This window comes from Luteibacter sp. P4_D7_3 (genome assembly GCF_056401735.1).
Genome location: NZ_JBFUIT010000379.1, coordinates 1 through 3419 on the forward strand (window position 1 = coordinate 1; position 3419 = coordinate 3419).

Here is a 3419-nt window from a genome sequence, read left to right on the forward strand (position 1 = left end):
GCAGGAACGCATAGGAGCGCAAGCCCAGCGTCTCGACCAGGGGGTCGGCGACGGACGTGTCGCCGCCGTCGCCCAGATGCGAAAGCGTTTCACCGCCCAGGCAGATCTTCAGCAGCGGCAAATCGGTCGCGTCGGGCCATTCGACCAGGCCCGGACCGTTCCAGATGCGCGTAAGCACCTCCGGTCCGAACTCACTTTCCGGCAGGGCGGACCACACGGCGACGACATCCAGTTCGAGCGCGTCGGCGAGCATGGCGGCGGCCTCGCCCATGCCCTCATCGTCACTGGGACAGGCATCCAGCACCGACAGGAGGGACAAGGCCCTTCCCGCCATCTCGACGGCGCGAAGGTCACGAAATGCAACCGCAATACGATGGGCACCGCGATCGACCAGATGGCGTACATCGACCTCGCCGGCGATGTCACTGCCATCGAGCCGGCGCAACGTGCAAGCCATGCTGTCGCCATCGGGCACCGGCCAGACCGCACCGCCGTCCATCTTGAACAGGTCGGTGAGCAGGCGGCCGTGCACGGGGCCATCGCCGGCCATCAGCCGATTCATCGCGGTGCCGCTTTCGATCACGCAGCCGTCGGGTGTCGATGCAACCACCCAGGCCGCGCCGGCCTCGAAGGCAAACCGATAGTCCAGTCCGCTGGGCTCGCTGGGAACGACCGGCGCCTCGGCGCCGATCGCCGCGCGGACGCGTTGGGCGAGTTCAGCCGCGATGGCGTTCTCACGAAGCCAGTCGGAGCTGTCTTCCGGGGCAACGCCAGGCGCCTCGCCGACGACGTAGACCACGGGCAGCCGCGAGTACGCGGCCGAGCCACGAAGGATGCGCAGGCCCTGGGCCATGTCGGCCGTGYCGTCCGCACCGATCACGGCCACATGCAGCGGTGGTGCATCCGCCAGCAGGGCTTCGAGCTGCGCGGCGTCGCGAGCGCTCAGCAGAACGAAATCGCCATCCGCGTCGAGGGCGTCGAAAACGGCGCGACGCACATCGCGGCGCGGGGTAAATATGAGTACGCCACTGGGTTCCGGCGTCGACATGCGCGCGCTCAAACGATCCACCGGCCGTCACGCAGGCGCGGCGCGGCGGAGCGGGCACGCCAGTCGGCGTCGACGCGGATGATGTCGTCCTCGAACGTGGCAAGCAGGCTTGGGCTGGCGCCCATCAGCACCACGCGGCGCACGTGACCCGTCTGCGCCCGTGCAAGTTGCCGTAAAAGCGCACCGTCGGTGGCGCTCGGCGGCCCGGGCGGCATGTCCAGCAGGTACACGCCGAAATGCAGGCTCTGCGAGATATAACGCAGGGCATCGCCCAGCCGCGTACAACCGGGCACGCGCATCTGCGCGTCGCGCAGGCTGGCCAGGCCCTCGGCGTGGCGCCACAGGTACACAGCCTGCCCCGTCCGCCGCGCGACCAGGCGGAACTGATCGATCAGCTGGTTGGTGTCGCCGGTCTGCAACGCGACCAACGGTCCCGACGCGGACAGAATGCGGTCGAAGACATCGGTTCCTACATGGGGGTCGGCAGGCATGGGCGACACATCGGCGGCAGTGGCGCGAAGTATCGGCCCAATACGGGGGAGTACGCTAGGGATCGCACACCATACGCCGGGGTATCTCGCATTCGGCCCGACAGGAAGGTATGGTGATGCGCTCATTCGCCAGCGTACTGCCTGCCATGTTCGAAGGACTCCGATTCAAGCACTGGAAGACCAACGTGGGCGACGACGGCATCGTCGTGCTCACCTTCGACCGCGAGGGTGCGAGCGCCAACGCCCTGTCGCGCGAGGTGCTCGATGAACTCGACACGATCGTCGAGCGCCTGGCCATCGAGAATCCGCGGGGCGTCGTCATCCACTCGGCAAAGCCTTCGGGCTTCGCCGTGGGCGCCGATATCCGCGAATTCGTCGAATATGCCCAGACCGGCACCGTCCTGGCCAACATCGAGAACGGCCAGCGGGTGTTCGAGAACCTCGCCCGCCTGTCCTGCCCGACCGTGGCGGCGATCCATGGCGCCTGCATGGGCGGTGGCACGGAACTCGCCCTCGCCTGTCGCCAACGCATCGCGGTGGACGACGAGGCAACGAAGATCGGCCTGCCTGAGGTGATGCTCGGCATCCACCCGGGCTGGGGCGGCACTGCCCGCCTGCCGCGCCTGATCGGCGCACCCGATGCCCTCCCCGCGATGCTCACCGGCAAGCCCTTCAACGCACGTCGCGCGAAGGCCGTCGGCCTGGTCGACCGGCTTGCCCGCGCGGACGAACTGCTGGCCGAGGCACGCCATCTGATCAAACGGCCGCACCAGCGTCCGTTCGCCCAACGCGCCAAGGCGTGGGCGACCAACACCCTTCCGGCGCGTGCCATCCTGGCACCCATGGTTCGCAAGCAAACCGCGGCCAAGGTACGCAAGGAGCATTACCCGGCCCCGTTCGCGCTGATCGATACCTGGGCGCGCGGAGGCTCCAGCATCCAGCAGCGGCTCAAGCTCGAAGCGAAGTCCGTAGCGAAACTGGCCACCACGCCGACCGCGCATAACCTCATTCGCATCTTCTTCCTGCAGGAACGCCTGAAGAGTCTCGGTGGCGGCACGGACCACGGCATCAAGCACGTGCACGTCGTCGGTGCCGGCACCATGGGTGGCGATATCGCCGCCTGGTCCGCCCTCAAGGGCTTCGATGTCACCCTGCAGGATCGTGAGCTCCGCTTCATCGAACCCGCAATCAACCGCGCACGCACGCTGTTCGAAAAGAAACTCAAGGCACCGGCCAAGGTCGACGCGGCCGTGGGCCGCCTGCGTGCAGATGTCGATGGCAAGGGCGTGGCCGATGCCGACCTCGCCATCGAAGCCATCTTCGAGAATCCGGAAGCCAAGCACGCGCTGTACGCGATCATCGAGCCGCAATTCCAGGCCGATGAGATCCTTGCCAGTAATACCTCGTCGATTCCGCTCGACGAACTACGCAAGGGGCTGAAGGCACCGCAGCGATTCCTCGGCCTGCACTTCTTCAATCCCGTGGCGCAGATGCCGCTGGTGGAGGTCGTGCGCCACGATGCGCTGGATCCGGCCATCGAAAAGCGTGCACTCGCGTTCTGCAAGGCCATCGGCAAGTTGCCGGTGCCGGTCAAGGGCACGCCGGGCTTCCTGGTCAACCGTATCCTCATGCCGTACCTGATGGAGGCGATGCGCCTTTACAACGAAGGTGTACCCGGCCCCGTGCTCGATCGCGAAGCGAAGAAATTCGGCATGCCGATGGGCCCGATCGAACTGGCCGACACGGTCGGCCTCGACGTATGCGCGTCGGTCGGCAAGGAACTCGCCCCGTTCCTCGGCCTGGAAATTCCGCACGGCCTGGAAGAAAAAATCGCTGCGAACAAGCGCGGCAAGAAGGACGGCGAAGGCCTGTACGTATGG

General features: G+C 66.6%; 2 protein-coding genes and 1 pseudogene. 1 reads left to right on the plus strand and 2 read right to left on the minus strand.

Annotated features, from left to right (window positions below):
- Together AC1DSN_RS20170 and AC1DSN_RS20175 are read right to left on the minus strand one after the other, a co-directional pair.
- A pseudogene (locus AC1DSN_RS20170) lies at window positions 1–1048 on the minus strand (hypothetical protein); the annotation flags it as partial.
- Between the two features lie 8 nt (window positions 1049–1056).
- A complete protein-coding gene (locus AC1DSN_RS20175) occupies window positions 1057–1539 on the minus strand; it encodes a hypothetical protein (RefSeq protein ID WP_213950155.1) in 483 nt (160 codons plus the stop codon).
- A 146-nt stretch (window positions 1540–1685) separates the two neighbouring features.
- Between AC1DSN_RS20175 and AC1DSN_RS20180 the strand changes: the two genes are divergently transcribed.
- On the plus strand, window positions 1686–3419 hold a 1734-nt coding region (locus tag AC1DSN_RS20180; protein ID WP_477332473.1), incomplete at its 3' end, for a 3-hydroxyacyl-CoA dehydrogenase NAD-binding domain-containing protein.

Excerpts from the sequence above, each read along its gene's own strand:
- AC1DSN_RS20175 (WP_213950155.1), bottom strand. The coding sequence starts at position 1,539 with ATGCCTGCCGACCCCCATGTAGGAACCGATGTCTTCGACCGCATTCTG.